The sequence below is a fragment of the Streptomyces avermitilis MA-4680 = NBRC 14893 genome (assembly GCF_000009765.2).
Lineage (GTDB): Bacteria > Actinomycetota > Actinomycetes > Streptomycetales > Streptomycetaceae > Streptomyces > Streptomyces avermitilis.
Window position 1 is genome coordinate 7,702,101 of sequence record NC_003155.5, and the last position, 14,679, is coordinate 7,716,779.

The 14,679-nt window shown below is 72.6% G+C and carries 17 protein-coding genes; 10 read left to right on the forward strand and 7 right to left on the reverse strand.

Translation table 11 applies throughout. The features are described from left to right. Positions 1–64 precede the first annotated feature (64 nt). Positions 65–1,507 (forward strand): hypothetical protein, encoded by a 1,443-nt coding sequence (locus tag SAVERM_RS33025; RefSeq protein WP_078234931.1) that lies wholly within the window; start codon positions 65–67, stop codon positions 1,505–1,507. Between the two features lie 51 nt (positions 1,508–1,558). Here the strand turns inward: SAVERM_RS33025 and SAVERM_RS33030 are convergent, their stop codons facing one another. Then, the gene (locus SAVERM_RS33030; RefSeq protein WP_037646969.1) at positions 1,559–1,972 is read right to left on the reverse strand and encodes a VOC family protein; all 414 of its coding nucleotides are present in this window, start codon (positions 1,970–1,972) and stop codon (positions 1,559–1,561) included. A gap of 456 nt (positions 1,973–2,428) precedes the next feature. Between SAVERM_RS33030 and SAVERM_RS33035 the strand changes: the two genes are divergently transcribed. From SAVERM_RS33035 to SAVERM_RS33050, 4 genes are all read left to right on the forward strand, one after another. Further along, the gene (locus SAVERM_RS33035) at positions 2,429–3,202 is read left to right on the forward strand and encodes a hypothetical protein (RefSeq protein ID WP_174514637.1); all 774 of its coding nucleotides are present in this window, start codon (positions 2,429–2,431) and stop codon (positions 3,200–3,202) included. Between the two features lie 91 nt (positions 3,203–3,293). Then, positions 3,294–4,892, forward strand: coding sequence for an ABC-F family ATP-binding cassette domain-containing protein (locus SAVERM_RS33040; protein WP_010987826.1), 1,599 nt, complete (start codon positions 3,294–3,296; stop codon positions 4,890–4,892). A 376-nt stretch (positions 4,893–5,268) separates the two neighbouring features. Continuing rightward, the gene (locus SAVERM_RS33045) at positions 5,269–5,490 is read left to right on the forward strand and encodes a helix-turn-helix domain-containing protein (RefSeq protein WP_010987827.1); all 222 of its coding nucleotides are present in this window, start codon (positions 5,269–5,271) and stop codon (positions 5,488–5,490) included. 143 nt (positions 5,491–5,633) lie between these two features. Continuing rightward, positions 5,634–6,467 (forward strand): enoyl-CoA hydratase/isomerase family protein, encoded by an 834-nt coding sequence (locus SAVERM_RS33050; RefSeq protein ID WP_010987828.1) that lies wholly within the window; start codon positions 5,634–5,636, stop codon positions 6,465–6,467. Here SAVERM_RS33050 and SAVERM_RS33055 read toward each other — a convergent pair. Then, a complete protein-coding gene (locus SAVERM_RS33055; RefSeq protein WP_010987829.1) occupies positions 6,464–7,204 on the reverse strand; it encodes a hypothetical protein in 741 nt (246 codons plus the stop codon). The two genes, SAVERM_RS33050 and SAVERM_RS33055, sit on opposite strands and share 4 nt — an antisense overlap. Before the next feature lie 85 nt (positions 7,205–7,289). Between SAVERM_RS33055 and SAVERM_RS33060 the strand changes: the two genes are divergently transcribed. The 5 genes from SAVERM_RS33060 to amaP are packed head-to-tail and all read left to right on the forward strand — an operon-like array spanning position 7,290 to position 9,663. Continuing rightward, the gene (locus tag SAVERM_RS33060) at positions 7,290–7,772 is read left to right on the forward strand and encodes an Asp23/Gls24 family envelope stress response protein (RefSeq protein WP_010987830.1); all 483 of its coding nucleotides are present in this window, start codon (positions 7,290–7,292) and stop codon (positions 7,770–7,772) included. A gap of 33 nt (positions 7,773–7,805) precedes the next feature. Continuing rightward, the gene (locus SAVERM_RS33065) at positions 7,806–7,991 is read left to right on the forward strand and encodes a hypothetical protein (RefSeq protein WP_010987831.1); all 186 of its coding nucleotides are present in this window, start codon (positions 7,806–7,808) and stop codon (positions 7,989–7,991) included. Between the two features lie 3 nt (positions 7,992–7,994). After that, a complete protein-coding gene (locus SAVERM_RS33070) occupies positions 7,995–8,396 on the forward strand; it encodes an Asp23/Gls24 family envelope stress response protein (protein ID WP_010987832.1) in 402 nt (133 codons plus the stop codon). Further along, on the forward strand, positions 8,393–9,079 hold the full coding sequence (locus SAVERM_RS33075) for a DUF6286 domain-containing protein (RefSeq protein ID WP_010987833.1): 687 nt from the start codon (positions 8,393–8,395) through the stop codon (positions 9,077–9,079). The genes SAVERM_RS33070 and SAVERM_RS33075 overlap by 4 nt, the downstream gene beginning before the upstream one ends. Next, positions 9,076–9,663, forward strand: coding sequence for an alkaline shock response membrane anchor protein AmaP (gene amaP / locus SAVERM_RS33080; RefSeq protein WP_010987834.1), 588 nt, complete (start codon positions 9,076–9,078; stop codon positions 9,661–9,663). The genes SAVERM_RS33075 and amaP overlap by 4 nt, the downstream gene beginning before the upstream one ends. Before the next feature lie 66 nt (positions 9,664–9,729). Here the strand turns inward: amaP and SAVERM_RS33085 are convergent, their stop codons facing one another. The 5 genes from SAVERM_RS33085 to SAVERM_RS33105 form a co-directional block, all read right to left on the reverse strand. Next, entirely contained in the window at positions 9,730–10,485 is a 756-nt protein-coding gene (locus tag SAVERM_RS33085; RefSeq protein WP_010987835.1) for an SDR family oxidoreductase, read from the reverse strand. Between the two features lie 5 nt (positions 10,486–10,490). Next, entirely contained in the window at positions 10,491–12,302 is a 1,812-nt protein-coding gene (locus tag SAVERM_RS33090) for a glycoside hydrolase family 15 protein (protein ID WP_010987836.1), read from the reverse strand. A 172-nt stretch (positions 12,303–12,474) separates the two neighbouring features. After that, complete coding sequence (locus SAVERM_RS33095) at positions 12,475–13,272, reverse strand: SURF1 family cytochrome oxidase biogenesis protein (protein WP_010987837.1); 798 nt, start codon at positions 13,270–13,272, stop codon at positions 12,475–12,477. Between the two features lie 68 nt (positions 13,273–13,340). After that, a complete protein-coding gene (locus SAVERM_RS33100; protein WP_010987838.1) occupies positions 13,341–13,574 on the reverse strand; it encodes a hypothetical protein in 234 nt (77 codons plus the stop codon). A gap of 105 nt (positions 13,575–13,679) precedes the next feature. Continuing rightward, a complete protein-coding gene (locus SAVERM_RS33105) occupies positions 13,680–14,657 on the reverse strand; it encodes a DEDDh family exonuclease (RefSeq protein ID WP_010987839.1) in 978 nt (325 codons plus the stop codon). Positions 14,658–14,679: the final 22 nt, after the last annotated feature.

The following is a 14,679-nucleotide window of genomic DNA, read 5'->3' on the forward strand; positions in this document are numbered from 1 at the left end:
ACCCCTGTCGCCCCCCGTGACATTCCGTTTGGGTTTTCGGACCGTCAACCGGAAGACTGCACCCGTGACGTCCCGTAACCCGCGCGACTCCAGGCTCCGACTCGTCCGCCCGCGGCCCCTGGCCGCAGCCTCCCGAGCGGTGACCCAGCGCCGCACGCGCCGCCCGGCACCCCGGCCGCCGGAGGGCACCCCTCCGCCCGCGGAACTGGCCCGCATGGCACGCACCGGCCTCGCCGACGCGGCCCGTGTCGCCCGCTGGGCCGACGCCGCGCTCCGCCCGGGGCACGGCGTAGGGCCCTCCGACGGCAGGGGCACCCTCTCCGACACCACCGCCGAACGGGCCGCCGCCGATCTGGGCCTGACCCCGGCTCAGGTCCGTGCCGACTGGGACACCGCACGCCTCGCGGGCCTCGTCGAGGTGCACGGCGACAGTGCCCGCCCCGGCTGGCGGCTGCGCGCGTGGAACCGCGACGACAGCGCCGTACTGCGCGGCTGGGTCGCCCTTTTCGACGCCTGGTCGCTCGCCTACCCGGAACCCGAGGAGCACGAGCACGCCGCCGTCGCCGAGGTCGTCTCCGCGATGCCGCAGGTGCTCTCCTTCCTCCAGCTGTCGGCGGGCCCCGTCCCCTTCGAGCAACTCCTCGACCTGCTCGACCAGCGGGTCACCGAGCTGCGCACGGAACGCTGCGAGGTCCCGTACGGCCCCCAGGCGGAGCCCGTCGAGGTCCCCGCGGGGCGTTCCGGCGGTGTCTTCGGCATCCCCGGTGAGCGCCTCGCCGAGGACACCCCGCTCTCCCCCCTCCTCGACTGGGCCCTGCACGCCCTCGCCTCCGTGGGCGCGCTCACCTGCGCCGACGGGCAGGCCACGCTCACCCCGCTCGGCAGTTGGGCGGTGTGGGTCAAGCTGGAGCAGATCTGCGTGGCCGCGCAGAGCCCCGCCGGGAACATCGAGCAGAACGCGGAGGACATGCTCCGCGGCTGTGCCCAGCTGCGCCCGAACGCCGCCCGTGCCGAGTACCGCGCCTGGCTCGCCGCCCGCACCGTCGGCAGCGCCGTCACCGAGCTCCTCGACGCGGCCCGCGGCGACGACGCCCTCCTGCGCGGCCTCGCCTTCGAGGCGCTGCGCGTGGTCGGCGCTCCCGCCGAGCCCGATGTGCGCGCCGTGGCCGAGGCCACCCCGCTGCGCCCGTACGCCCTGCTGTGGCTCGCGGAGCACGACGGTCACGACCCCGAGGACGCCCACGAGGTGCTCACCCGCGAGGAGTCCACCTGGCTGTGGGTGGACACCGCGGCGGCCGTCGCCGACCACGGCGAAGCCCCGCTCCTCGTGCGCCACCTGGAGTCCGCGGTACAGCCCACCGTGCCGGCGCTCCTCGACGAGGTACGCGCGGTCGGGCACCCCCGCACCGTGCAGGTCCTGGTCGCGCTCGCCGCCGCCCACCCCGATCCGGCACTCGCCAGGGCAGTCCGCCGTGCGGCCTTCCAGGTGCACACGGGCGGGAGCTAGCCCAGGATCCGGCCTGGTCCCCAAGACGCGCCCTGGTCGCCCGGGGGAGCGTCAGCCCTGTATCTCGGGGGCGTACGTGCCGAAGCTCCAGATGTTGCCCTCGGCGTCCCGGGCCATGTAGTCCCGCGAGCCGTAGTCCTGGTCCGTCGGGGGCATCAGGATCTCCGCGCCGTGGTCCACGGCGCGCCGGTGGTGGGCGTCGACGTCGTCCACCACGACGTACACCCCGCAGGGGCCCGCGTTCTTCATCGCCTCGTCGAAGCGGCCGCCGCGGCCCTTCGAGCCGAGCATGACCGCGCCGTTGCCCTGCACCAGCTCGGCGTGCATCACCGAGCCGTCCTCGCCCTCGTACACCGACAGCTCCGTGAAGCCGAAGGCCTCCGTGAGCTGCTTGATCGCCGCCTTCGCGTCCGCGTACAGCAACGACGGACAGATACTCGGACGCCCGCTGTCCATGCCTGCCATGCCGATCACCCCTTATCGCCTCGTCGCCGGAATGTGACCCGCCACACAGTGTGGCATCGGGCACTGACAACGCGGCCCCGGGCGAAGGACCGAAGGACCGAAGGACCGAAGGGTCGAAGGACCGAACGGCCGAACGGAGGACGCACCCGGGCCCGCCCGCCGTGTCACGGCAGCCGTCCGCCGTACCCGCGCCTACGCTCCGCCTGGTCCGTGGGCAGCGCTTTGAGGGGGCGAGGTGGTCGCTTTGCCGACCGGGACGACGGGGGAGGGCCCCGGCGACCAGCGCTACGCGGCCCTCACCGACGGCCGGCCCGCAGCGTCCCGCGCCGACAGCCGGCCCACCGCCCCCACCGCCCACGCGCGCACGCCGGCCCCGCGCGCCCCGCGAACCCGCAGGCCGAGCACCCCGCGACCCGCACAGCCGAGCGCCCCGCGAACACCGAAGCCGCGTGGACTGTGAACGCCTCTCCCCGCCCCCGCCTCCCCACCGACCCCCTGCCCCCGCCCCACTTCCGCCGTCTCCACCGCCTCCTGCCCACCGCCCTCGCGCTCCTGCTCGGCGCCTCCCTCCTCGCCGCGGTCCACCACGCCCGCCCCGCCCCCTACGGAGATCGCCTCACCGTCCACGCGCGCGTGGCGCCCGCCGTGGAGCCCAGGTTGCGTATGCGAGGGGCCGCCGTCGAGGCGTACGGCGGCCGCGGCGGCTCGGTTCACTGGACCTACGCGCGGGCGGGGCGTCGACCGCTCGCCGTGCTCCCCGCGCGCGGGGACGCCATCGCACTGTGGGACGACGGCCTGGTGACCGCCACCGACGCCACCGGCGTCCGCTGGCACCGCGCCCTGCCCGCGGCCGCGGACTGGCTGGCGGCCCACGGCGGAGCCGGGGTCCTGCGGATGCTCGATCCGGGCACCCGCATGCTCGCCGTCGTCACCCCGCACCGCATCGCCGCGTACCGTCTCGCCGACGGCGATCTGCGCTGGGTGCTGCCCGCCCGCCAGGGCTGCGCCTTCGCCCCCGCGCGCGCGGTGCACCGCGGCGGCGCCATCCTGATCGCGCAGCCCTGCCTCGCGGCAGACTCCTGGAGCGGCGAGATCGTCGCCGTGGACGACCTCGGCCCGATCGCCCCGCGCCGCACACCGCTGGGCAACGAATGGCAGGGCGAACGGCGGGGCGAGCATCACAGTGCCGAACACCCGCACACAGGAAATCTGGTTGCACGGCCCCGTTAGACTTGGCCCATGGCCATTCTCCTCGCGCATTAGACGGCGGGAACGCCCTCAGCTGCCCACCCCGCCAATACTTCCGCCCTGGAGTCTGTCCGTGATCTCCGCCTCCGGTATCGAGCTGCGCGCCGGCGCCCGCATCCTCATCGAGTCCGCCACCTTCCGCATCGCCAAGGGCGACCGCATCGGCCTGGTCGGCCGCAACGGCGCGGGCAAGACCACCCTCACCAAGGTCCTCGCCGGCGAGGGAGTCCCCGCCGGCGGCAACGTCACCCGCTCCGGCGAGGTCGGCTACCTCCCGCAGGACCCGCGCACCGGCGACCTGGACGTACTCGCCCGCGACCGCATCCTCTCCGCACGCGGCCTGGACACCCTGATCCGCAAGATGCGCGAGAACGAGCAGCGCATCGCGAACGGCTCGGGTGCCACGCGGGAGAAGGCGCTGCGGCAGTACGAGCGCCAGGAGACGGAGTTCCTCACCAAGGGCGGGTACTCCGCCGAGGCGGAGGCCGCCACCATCGCCGCCGCGCTCAACCTGCCCGACCGCGTGCTCGGCCAGCCCCTGCACACGCTCTCCGGTGGTCAGCGCCGCCGTGTCGAGCTGGCCCGCATTCTTTTCTCCGACGCGGACACGCTCCTCCTGGACGAGCCGACGAACCACCTCGACGCCGACTCGATCGTCTGGCTGCGCGACTACCTGAAGACCTACCGTGGCGGCTTCATCGTGATCTCCCACGACGTCGACCTCGTCGAGACGGTCGTCAACAAGGTCTTCTACCTGGACGCCAACCGCTCCCAGATCGACGTCTACAACATGGGCTGGAAGCTCTACCAGCAGCAGCGCGAGGCCGACGAGAAGCGCCGCAAGCGCGAGCGGCAGAACGCCGAGAAGAAGGCCGCCGCACTCCACTCCCAGGCCGACAAGATGCGCGCCAAGGCCACCAAGACGGTCGCCGCGCAGAACATGGCCCGCCGCGCGGACAAGCTCCTCGCGGGCCTCGAGGCGGTGCGCCAGCAGGACAAGGTCGCCAAGCTCCGCTTCCCCGAGCCGTCGCCGTGCGGCAAGACCCCGCTCACGGCGGAGGGTCTGTCGAAGTCGTACGGATCGCTGGAGATCTTCACCGACGTCGACCTGGCCATCGACAAGGGCTCCCGCGTCGTCATCCTCGGCCTCAACGGCGCCGGAAAGACGACGTTGCTCCGGCTCCTCGGCGGCGTGGAGACGCCCGACACCGGCGAGGTGGTCGAGGGACACGGCCTCAAGCTCGGCTACTACGCGCAGGAGCACGAGACCCTCGACCCCGAGCGCACGGTCCTCGAGAACATGCGCTCCGCCGCCCCCGACCTCGACCTGGTCGAGGTCCGCAAGACGCTCGGCTCGTTCCTCTTCTCCGGCGACGACGTCGACAAGCCGGCCGGCGTGCTGTCCGGCGGCGAGAAGACCCGCCTCGCACTCGCGACCCTGGTCGTCTCCTCGGCGAACGTCCTGCTCCTCGACGAGCCGACCAACAACCTCGACCCGGCCAGCCGCGAGGAGATCCTCGGCGCGCTGCGCACCTACAAGGGCGCGGTCGTCCTCGTCACCCACGACGAGGGCGCCGTCGAGGCGCTCCAACCCGAGCGCATCATCCTGCTGCCCGACGGCGTCGAGGACCTCTGGGGCGCCGACTACGCCGACCTCGTGGCCCTCGCCTGACCGACCTGTAAGGGGTCACCCCACGGGTCACCCCCGCTTGATCGAATGAGTGATCCACTGCGTATGGATCATTCGGCCGATCCGTGATCCATCATCTGTGTGAGATCTCCTCGTACCGAGGTGTGCCCTACATCGATTTCGCGGCCGAGTCCTTTCATCCCGAGGGCTCGGCCGTCGCGCGTCGCTGACCTGGTGATTCACGGATGAACCCGTTCGGCCGTACGGATGCCACCGGGCGGAACACCGGATTCCGCTCGTGGGGATGTGCTCCTGTCGTCAAAACCTTGTCTTACGGACCTTGCCGAATGGGTGGCCATGAAGCCCCCGAGGGGTGATCATGAGGAGACCAGAGCGCACTTCCCTTGAGGAGGCACGGGTGGCCGAGACTCTGAAGAAGGGCAGCCGGGTGACCGGCGCCGCGCGCGACAAGCTCGCGGCAGACCTGAAGAAGAAGTACGACTCCGGTGCGAGCATCCGAGCGCTGGCCGAAGAAACCGGCCGCTCGTATGGCTTCGTGCACCGGATGCTCAGCGAGTCGGGCGTCACGCTTCGTGGGCGTGGCGGTGCGACGCGGGGCAAGAAGGCCACTACGGCCTGAGGCCGGCGCGGTCCATCGGCTTCGGTGGTGCCACCCGGTCGGTCGAGTGATCGACCGGGTGGTTACTGTGCAGTCACTTACGGATGCGTGCTACTTCTCCGTGGCACCGCATCCACGATGACCGCACCCATCGGAGGCGCCCCATGGCTTCGCATGAGCACGAGACGGACGTCGACAAGGACCCCGGCAAGGTCCTCGATCCCGTACTCGACAAGGACGGCGTACGGCTCACCGTCGACGAGGCTGTCGCCACGGTGACGCTGACCAACCCGGCCAAGCGCAACGCCCAGAGTCCCGCGCTGTGGCGGGCGTTGGCAGAGGCCGGGCGGGTACTGCCGGGCTCCGTCCGTGTCGTTGTGCTGCGCGCCGAGGGCCCGTCGTTCTCGGCGGGGCTCGACCGGCAGGCGTTCACGCCCGAGGGGTTCGACGGCGAGCCGTCGTTCATCGAGCTCGCGCGCAGTTCGGACGCCGAGCTGGACGGAACCATCGCCGAGTACCAGGAGGGTTTCACCTGGTGGCGGCGGAGCGACATCGTGTCCATCGCCGCGGTGCAGGGGCACGCCGTCGGCGCGGGTTTCCAGCTGGCCCTCGCCTGTGACCTGCGCGTCGTCGCGGACGACGTGCAGTTCGCCATGCGCGAGACCAGCCTGGGCCTCGTCCCCGACCTCACGGGTACGCATCCGCTGGTGAGCCTGGTGGGTTACGCCCGCGCGCTCGAAATCTGCGCGACGGGCCGTTTTGTGCTGGCCGAAGAGGCCGAACGCACCGGCCTCGCCAACCTCGCCGTGCCCGCCGAGCAGCTCGACGGCGCGGTACGGGATCTCGCCGGCGCGCTGCTCGCCGCTCCGCGTGACGCCGTCATCGAGACGAAGGCGTTGCTGCGTGGGGCGCAGGAGCGGACGTACGAGGACCAGCGCGCAGCCGAGCGTGCCGCCCAGGCTCGCCGCCTGCGGGATCTGGCCGGGGTCGGCGACTAGGGCCGGCCCACCGCCGTGACCACCACGGCGACCGACGGGTGGTCCGGCAGGGCCTCCGTCACCGCCGAGCGGACCGCCCTGGCCACATCGGCGGTCCGCCGTTCCGCCGTCACCGCCAGTTCGACGCGAACGTGACGGTGCGGCAGGGTGGTCTTCCCGCCGACGTCCTCGATGTGGACCGGGCGGCCCAGGGCGTCCGTCAGACGGGCGACGCCCGGGACGGACAGCGCGGCCGAGGCCGCCCGGAGCTCGTCGGCACCGGTCGGCTGGGCAGTCGGCCGCTCGTCGTCAGGGCGTACGGCGACGGGCGCCTCGTCCGCCCCGTTCGACAACTCTGTCACCAGCAGATCCACCTCCGTGACCGTCAGACCGAGCCGCTCCTCCGCGGCCGCGGCCAGGGCCAGGCGCAGGCGGTCGGCCGTCGTGGGGAGCGGGTCGACGCCCGGCGCCGTGGGGTCCGCCGAGACGGTGAACTCCGCGATGATGCGGAGGGGGCCGGGCGGCAGCGCGCTCGGCGGGGGCGGCACGACCGGCTCGTGCACCTGCTGCTCCGGGTCGGCGAGGGAGATCCGGAGCGTGCCGAGGCGGACCTCGCGCACGGGATCCGCCGCGCGCCGCAGCACCGAGCCGGCCGCGCTCTCCGTGATCCACGAGCCGTCGTGGGGGAGGCCGAGGGGCAGCAGCCTGCCGAGCCTGAGCAGATGCCGTACTTCCTGAGTCCACCGGTCTGCCGTCATTGTTCCAGCCTGCCGCACCCCAGGCGCGAGAGGCCGCAACCCGGCCTACTGTGGGTTGGGGGACGACCGAAAGGGAGGTGCGGCGATGACCGACATGACGGAGCGGAACCGGCCGGAGACCCCCGAGGGCGCGGTGGAGTCGCCGCAGGCACGCAGGGCCACCAAGCGAGGCGGCGGCGACCCCGCGACCCGAGGCCGCACCACCATCGCCGACGGCGTGGTGGAGAAGATCGCCGGGCTGGCCGCCCGTGACGTACTCGGCGTGAACGCCATGGGCAGCGGACTCAGCCGTTCCTTCGGGGCCATGCGCGACCGGGTGCCCGGCGGCACCAAGTCCGTCGCCCGCGGGGTGAAGGCGGAGGTGGGCGAGCTCCAGACCGCGCTCGACCTGGAGATCGTCGTCGACTACGGCGTGTCCATCACCGATGTCGCCCGCGCCGTGCGCGAGAACGTCATCGCGGCCGTCGAGCGCATGACCGGACTCGAGGTCGTCGAGGTCAACATCGCCGTCAGCGATGTGAAGCTGCCGGACGAAGAGGAAGAGGAGCCGGAGACACGGCTTCAGTAGTCACGGGGTGACCGCACAGCTGAGGAGCGCACCATGAGCTTGGCCGTGATCGGCATGATTGCCGGAATGGCGCTGGGCTTCGCCGGGTACTTCGGCGGATTCGGCGCGTTTCTGCTGGTGGCCGCCCTGGGCGCCGTCGGCCTCGTCGTCGGCCGGGTCATCGAGGGGGACCTGGAGTTCGGCGACTTCTTCCGCCCCCGCGACGACCGGCGGCGATGACGGGTGCCCGGCCAGGCCGGTGAGCTCGAACAGCGCTACGGGCCCCAGGCGGTCCGGCGGCCCCCGACGGCCGTGGCGCCGGCCGAGCGCGGGGCCACCAGGATCGCCGACCGGGTCGTCGCGAAGATCGCCGCGCAGGCGGCGCGCGAGGCAGTGCTGCCGCTGACCAGGGGCGCCGAGTCGCCGCACGCCACGGTCGTCGTGCACCACGGCACCGCCCGCGTCCGCATCAGTCTCGAACTCGACTATCCCTCCGACATCGGTGGCCGGTGCCGTGCGGTGCGTCGTCAGGTCGCCGAGCGGGTAGGCGCTTTGACGGGGATGGAGGTGCACGAGGTGGCCGTCCAGGTGGAGCGGCTGCACCGGGCACCGGCACCCGGCGCGGCACACGGGAGGACGCAGTGAGCGAGCCCCAGGGACACGAGGGACACGAGAGCACGCAGCGGCTGCCGGTCATCGAGAAGACCGACGACACGGACCCCGGCCGGTCCGCCTCCCCGGAGGCCTACGAACCGGGCCCGGTCCCGGCCGCCGACGAGGGCGCCCGCGACGGCCGCTTCTGGTCGGCCCGCCGTGTCCCGGCGGGCCTCCTCGCCCTGATCGTCCTCCTCGGCGCCGGCCTCCTCCTGTACGACGTCGTGGCCGTACGCGCCCACCGGCCCGCCATGCACTGGCGCAGATTCCTGGCCCGTCAGCTCGCCGAGCGGCCCCTCGACGACACCTGGGTGCTCGTCGGCGCGGGTCTCGCCGCCGCCCTCGGCGTCTGGCTGCTCGTGCTCGCCACGACTCCCGGTCTGCGCGGCTTCCTGCCGATGCGCCGCGCACACCCCGACGTACGGGCCGGACTGCACCGGAAAGCCGCCGCGCTGGCGCTGCGCGACCGGGCCATGGAGGTGTCCGGCGTGCAGTCCGTGCGCGTCCGTGTGCGGCGCAGGAAGGCGGACGTCCGCGCGGTGTCGCACTTCCGTGAACTCGACGACGTACGCGCCGACCTGGACGCCACGCTCGCCGACGGCGTCCGGGGGCTGGGGCTGGTCCGGCCGCCCGCGCTGTCGGTGCGCGTGGGGCGTCCCCGGCGGAAGGGGTGAGGACGGTGCTGAGGACCGTCAACCGTGTGCTGCTCGGACTCGCCGGGCTGATCCTGGTCGCCCTCGGCGGCTCCGTGCTGGCCGTCGGACTCGGCGTCCGGCCACCCTCGTGGTGGATCCACGACGGACGGCGCGACGTGCTCCTCAGCTACGCCGAGCGGACGCGGTGGCGGGACGAGGGCTGGTGGTGGCCGACCGTCATCGCCGTGCTAGCCGTTCTCGTCCTGCTCGCCCTGTGGTGGCTGTCCGCCGTACTGCGCAGGCGGCGGCTCGCGGAGGTGCTCGTCGACACCGGCGACGGCGAGGGCGCGATGCTGCGCGGACGGGCCCTGGAGGACGTACTCGCCGCTGACGCGGAGCAGTTGGACGGCGTCGGGCGCGCACACGTCCTGCTGACCGGCCGGCGCGCCGCCCCCGAGGCCCGGGTGCGGCTCCTGCTGGAACCGCACGTGGATCCGGGGACCGCGCTGCACGGCCTGACCACTCGGTCGCTCGCCCACGCCCGGGACTCCGCGGCCCTCGCGGCACTGCCCGCGGAGGTCCGGCTGCGCGCGGTCAAACACCGGGCGGAGCGGGTGAGTTGAGGGACACCGCGGACAACGGCGGGCGGGTTCCGCTGCTTCCCGCGGCCCCGGTCCACCGGACCGGCCCTAGAACCCGTGCCGCATCCCGCCGTCCACCGGCAGCATGATGCCCGTCAGATACGACGCCGCCGGCGACAGCAGGAACGCGGCCGCGCGGCCGAACTCCTCCGGTGTGCCGTAGCGGCGCAGCGGGATGCGGGACTCGTTGGCCACGCGGGTGGCCTCCGGGTCGGCGGAGAGCCCGTCGAGTTCACGGACACGGTCCGTGTCGATGCGGGACGGGAGCAGGCCGACGACGCGGATGCCGCGCGGGCCCAGCTCGTCCGCGAGGGACTTGGCGAAGCCGGCGAGGCCCGGGCGCAGCCCGTTGGAGATGGTCAGGCCCGGGATGGGCTCGTGCACCGAGCCGGACAGCACGAAGCCGATGACCCCGCCCTCGGCCAGCTCGGCCGCCGCCGCACGGGCCAGCCGGACCGCACCGAGGAACACCGACTCGAACGCGGCCGTCCACTGCTCGTCCGTGTTGTCGGCGACGAACCCGGGCGGTGGTCCGCCGACGCTGATGAGGATGCCGTCGAAGCCGCCGAAGTGCGCACGCGCGGCCGCGACGAGGCGGGCCGGCGCCTCGGGGTCCGCGTTGTCCACGGCCACCCCGACCGCGTTCGGGCCGAGCGCGGACGCGGCGTCGGCGACACTCTTGTCGTCCCGGCCCGTGACGACCACCTTCGCCCCGTCGGCGACGAGTTCCCGCGCCGCCGCGTTGCCGAGCCCACGGGTCGCCCCGGTGACGACGTACACACGATCCTCAAGTCCAAGATCCATGCCCCCTATCCTGCCTCCTGGTCACCGAAGAGGGCGAGGGCGGTGCTCACCAGGCCGAGGTGGCTGAAGGCCTGGGGGTAGTTGCCGAGGAAGCGGTCCGACGCCGGGTCGTACTCCTCGGCGAGCAGACCCACGTCGTTGCAGAGCCCGACCAGCCGTTCGAACAGGGCGCGGGCCTCCTCGGTGCGGCCCAGCCGGTGCAGGGCGTCCGCGAGCCAGAACGAACAGACCAGGAACGTGCCCTCGTCGCCGGGCAGCCCGTCCACCTCTGCCACGTCGGTGCTGTAACGGCGTACGAAGCCGTCTCGGCCCAGCTCCTCGCGCACCGCGTCGACCGTGCCGATCACCCGCGGATCGTCGGGCGGCAGAAAACCGACCCGGGGGATGAGCAGCAGCGAGGCGTCGAGTCCACGTGAGCCGTAGAACTGTGTGAAGGTGTTCCGCTCGGCGTCGTAGCCGCGCTCGCACACCTCGCGGTGCACCTCGTCGCGCATGGCCCGCCAGCCCGCCAGATCGCCGCCGAGCTGCGGCTCGTTCTCCAGGGTGCGTACGGCGCGGTCGGCGGCCACCCAGGCCATCACCTTCGAGTACACGAAATGGCGACGCCCGCCGCGCACCTCCCACAGCCCCTCGTCCGGCTGCCGCCAGGCCGAGCACAGGAAATCCATCAGGGCGCGCTGCACCTGCCACATGTGCGGTTTGGCCGGCAGACCCGAACACCGGGCCAGCGACAGCGAGTCGATGACCTCGCCGTAGACGTCCAGTTGCAACTGCTTCGCGGCGTCGTTGCCGATCCGGACCGGGACCGAGTCCCCGAATCCCGGCAGCCAGGGCAGCTCGAACTCGGGCAGCCGCCGCTCTCCCGACAGCCCGTACATGATCTGCAGATCCGCCGGATCGCCCGCGACCGCGCGCAGCAGCCAGTCGCGCCAGTCCGCGGCCTCCTCGTGGTACCCGGCCGACAGCAGCGCGTCCAGGGTGAGCGTGGAGTCGCGCAGCCAGCAGTAGCGGTAGTCCCAGTTGCGGATGCCGCCGAGCTGTTCGGGCAGTGAGGTGGTGGGGGCGGCCACGATGCCGCCGGTCGGGGCGTAGGTGAGGGCCTTGAGAGTGATCAGGGAACGCACCACGGCATCCCGGAACGGTCCGTCGTAACGGCACTGCGACACCCACTCCCGCCACTGCGCGAGACTGCCGTGCAGCGACTCGTACGGGTCCACGAGCGGCGGGCGCGGCTGGTGCGAGGGATGCCAGGTGAGGACGAAGGCGACCTTCTCGCCCTCCCCGACGGTGAACTCGGAGTGCGTGCAGAAGTCCTCGCCCCAGGTGTGCACCGCGGGCTCGCTGCGCAGCCACACGGCGTCGGGGCCGGCCACCGCCACGCGATGCCCCTCGGCCCTGCGCATCCACGGCACGATCGAGCCGTAGTCGAAGCGCAGCCGGATCGCGCTGCGTACGGTGACGCGGCCGCGCAGCCCCTCCACGATGCGTACGAGGTCGGGGGCGCTGTCGCGCTGGGGCATCAGGTCGGTGACGCGCAGCGTGCCCTCGGGGGTGTCCCACTCGGAGTCGAGGACGAGGGAGTCGGTGCGGTAGGCGCGACGGGTGCAGGGGCCCGCGCCCTTGGGGGCGATACGCCACTTGCCGTTGTGCTCGTCGCCGAGCAGCGCGGCGAAGCAGGCCGGCGAGTCGAAGCGGGGGAGGCAGAGCCAGTCGATGGATCCGTCGCGGGCGACAAGGGCGGCGCTCTGCTGGTCCCCGATGAGGGCGTAGTCCTCAATGGATGCGCTGAATGCTGGGGACTCGACAGATTTGTGCACAATTGCCGGGTTCCCGCTGGGGGGTGGGGGCAATCCGGGGGTGGGCCCGGGCGGGTGATGCGCGGGCGGAAGGGCGGCCGGTGGGGTGCGGTGGGGGCCGGACCGTCGTGGGGGCGCTGGGGCGCTGGGGCGCGGGACTGCCGGGCTCCGTGCGGCGGGTCGGGCCCTGGCTCTAGACGGCCGCCGGGGCCGTCTCCTTGGTCTCCGTCTCCTTCGCCGCTGCCGCCTCCGCGCGGTCGCGGCGTTCGCGCCGGGCCAGGACGACCCAGCCGACGGGGACGCCCGCCGCGAACAGCCACCACTGGACGGCGTACGCCATGTGGGGGCCGATGTCGCTGTGGTCGGGGGCCGGAATCAGCTCGGGGCTGTCCCCCTTGGGCCGGGGCGAGGTCAGCTCGACATAGCCGCCGAGGACCTGCTTGCCGAGGGCCTTCGCCTGCTGTCCGCTGCTGATCAGCATGATCTGGCGGGCCGGCAGCCCCTGGACGTTCTTGATGCCGCTCTCGGCGGTCGTCTCGTCGGGCATCAGCCGCCCGGTGACGGTGATCTCACCGTTCGCGGGGGCGGGGATCTTCGGGAACTCGGTCTGCACGCCGTTCGCCGGGATCCAGCCCCGGTTGACCAGGATCACCTTGCCGTCGTCCAGCACGAACGGGGTCAGGACGTGGAAACCGACCTCGCCGTCCACGTTCGTACGGCGGCGTGCGACGACCTCGTGCGCGGTGTCGAAGGTGCCCTTCGCGGTCACCCGGTGGTACAGGTCGTCGTGCTTGACGGTCGCGCCGGGCGAGGTGAGCGACTCCGCCGGCACCGGCGTGGCGGCCAGCGAGTTGCCGATCACCGTGTTGAGCGCGACGCGGTGCTCGTGGCGGTGCAGCTGCCAGAAGCCCAGCTCAATCATCGTCGGGATGAGCGCGAGCGTCACAAGGGTGAGGATCACCCACTGCCGGGACAACAGGAAGCGGTACACCCCACGACCGTACAACTCGGTCGTGGGGCGTTGGGAGGGGGGTGGGCGGTGGACGGCGGGCAGGGGGCTCAGACCTTGTCGACGATTCCCGCCCTCCCCTCCGCGCGAGAGCAGTGCGCACCGCAGAACCAGCGGCCCCCGACCTCGACTCCCTGGCCGATGATCTGGACGCGACAGTGCTCGCAGATCGGTGCCATGCGGTGGATCGCGCAGGAGAAGCAGTCGAAGACGTGCACCGCGCCCTGCGCGTGCACCTCGAACGTCATGCCGTAGTCGTTTCCACAGACTTCGCAACGTGCCATGCGCCACAGGGTGCGGCGCCGACCCGGGACGGGCGAGCGGCCGCCGGGCGAGTCGTCCGCCAATCACCCGTCTGACGCCTCACCACCGGTTCGAGCCGCCGCGGGTCACCCCTGCGAGGCCGGCTCCACGTCCCGCAGCAGCTGGCCGAACGCCGCCTCGTCGATCACCGGTGTCCCGTACTGCCGCGCCTTGGCCGTCTTGGACGTACCCGAGCCGGGGTCGTTGGTGACGAGCAGGCTGGTGAGCCGGGACAGGCTCGTCGCCACATGCAGGCCCGCCTCGACGGCGCGGTCCTCGAGGAGCTCGCGGTCGACCGAGGTGTCCCCGGAGAACGCCACCCGCATGCCTTGCTTGAGCGGTTTGCCCTCTTCGTAGCGACCCGGGTTGGGATAGGGGCATACGGGGCGTTTGCGGGAGGGGCGCCAACTGCCGGACGGATAGCCGCCGGAGGGCTGCCGGCCGATCCGCGGGGTGGCGTTCCACTCGGTGAGCGGCAGGCACTCCAGCAGCGGCAGCCGGACGCCGTCCCGCGCCGCCGCGTGCAGACTCGGCCGGAACGCCTCGGCCAGCACGCGCGCGTCGTCCAGGGCGTGGTGGGCCCGCTGCTGTACGACGCCGAAGTGCGCGGCCAGCGACTCCAGCTTGTGGTTGGGCAGCGGCAGGCCCAGCTCCTTGGAGAGCGCGATGGTGCACAGCCGCTGCCGCACCGGCGCCTGGCTCTTCGCGCGCGCGTACTCCCGGGCGATCATCGACCAGTCGAAGACCGCGTTGTGCGCGACGAGCACGCGGTCGGCGAGCCGGGACGCGAACTCCGCCGCGATGTCCTCGAAGAGCGGTGCCCCTTCGAGGACATCGCTCGTCAGCCCGTGGATCCACACCGGGCCCGGGTCCCGCTCCGGGTTGACCATCGTGTACCAGTGGTCCTCGACCTCGCCGCGCGCGTCCAGCCGGTAGACGGCGGCCGAGATGATCCGGTCGTCCCGGGCCAGGCCGGTGGTCTCCACGTCGACGACCGCGTACCCCTGTGGATACGCGGCCGGCCAGGGGGCTGGGGTCGCTGCGGTCGTACGGTCTTCGAGCATGGTCAATGAGGATAAGGGCCGC

Bases quoted from the DNA above. Each gene is read 5' to 3' on its own strand.
- SAVERM_RS33050 (WP_010987828.1), top strand. From the start codon at position 5,634: ATGGCTTCGCATGAGCACGAGACGGACGTCGACAAGGACCCCGGCAAG.
- SAVERM_RS33085 (WP_010987835.1), bottom strand. From the start codon at position 10,485: ATGGATCTTGGACTTGAGGATCGTGTGTACGTCGTCACCGGGGCGACC.
- SAVERM_RS33100 (WP_010987838.1), bottom strand. From the start codon at position 13,574: ATGGCACGTTGCGAAGTCTGTGGAAACGACTACGGCATGACGTTCGAG.
- SAVERM_RS33065 (WP_010987831.1), top strand. From the start codon at position 7,806: ATGAGCTTGGCCGTGATCGGCATGATTGCCGGAATGGCGCTGGGCTTC.
- SAVERM_RS33105 (WP_010987839.1), bottom strand. From the start codon at position 14,657: ATGCTCGAAGACCGTACGACCGCAGCGACCCCAGCCCCCTGGCCGGCC.
- SAVERM_RS33060 (WP_010987830.1), top strand. From the start codon at position 7,290: ATGACCGACATGACGGAGCGGAACCGGCCGGAGACCCCCGAGGGCGCG.
- SAVERM_RS33055 (WP_010987829.1), bottom strand. From the start codon at position 7,204: ATGACGGCAGACCGGTGGACTCAGGAAGTACGGCATCTGCTCAGGCTC.
- SAVERM_RS33030 (WP_037646969.1), bottom strand. From the start codon at position 1,972: ATGGCAGGCATGGACAGCGGGCGTCCGAGTATCTGTCCGTCGTTGCTG.